Source organism: Candidatus Propionivibrio aalborgensis (assembly GCF_900089945.1).
Lineage (GTDB): Bacteria > Pseudomonadota > Gammaproteobacteria > Burkholderiales > Rhodocyclaceae > Propionivibrio > Propionivibrio aalborgensis.
This window is the reverse complement of sequence record NZ_FLQY01000338.1, coordinates 1-686: the sequence shown is the minus strand read 5'-3', so window position 1 is coordinate 686 and position 686 is coordinate 1. Positions and strand designations below refer to the sequence as shown.

Genomic DNA, 686 nt, shown 5'->3' with positions numbered 1-686 from the left:
CATGAAGCGGCTGGTGTAGTCGTCGGTAATGCCCTTGACGGCGGTCGAGATGACGAAATCGGCAAAGAAGGCGATGGCGACGAAGGATCCCATCACCAGCAGGTAGAAGTTGAAGAACAGACGCGACAGGCTGTAACCGCCGCGCCAGGGGATCGGCTTGTAACGCCCGAGTATGTCAAGCAGACTATTGTTTGGGCTATTGCCAGTCATGCTTGCTGAACAGATAACCCTTGCCACGAACCGTCTTGATGCGTGTGGGGTTTTCCGGATCGTCGCCGAGCTTGCGGCGCAGTCGCGAAATGCGAGCGTCAATCGAGCGGTCAAGACCGTCGAAGCCGATGCCGCGTAGTTGCTGAAGTAGATCGTCGCGCGACAGGATGCTGCCAGCGTGGCGAGCGAGCAACCACAGCAGGTCGAATTCAGCGGTGGTCAGATCGATGGCTTCATTGCCCAGGTGGGTGCTACGCGTTGACTGACTGATGCGGAACTGGCCAAAGACTAGATCAGTCTTTCCGTAAGGCTCGGCGTATTCCTTCGTCGGGTAGACAGAGGAGCCTGGTGAACGGCGTAGCAGGGCTCTGATGCGCGCCAGAAGCAGGCGTGGCTGCACCGGCTTGGCAATGTAATCATCGGCTCCGAGCTCAAGTCCAAGAATCTGATCGAGATCTTCGTCGCGGGCCGTCAGC

At 58.2% G+C, this 686-nt stretch carries 1 protein-coding gene and 1 pseudogene; both read right to left on the bottom strand.

The window, feature by feature from the left end; translation table 11 throughout:
* A pseudogene (locus PROAA_RS13910) lies at positions 1-210 on the bottom strand (ATP-binding protein); the annotation flags it as partial.
* Positions 197-686, bottom strand: a 490-nt coding sequence (locus PROAA_RS13905; RefSeq protein WP_186411910.1) for a winged helix-turn-helix domain-containing protein, incomplete at its 5' end; no start/stop codon positions are given. The gene PROAA_RS13905 and the pseudogene PROAA_RS13910, both read right to left, overlap by 14 nt.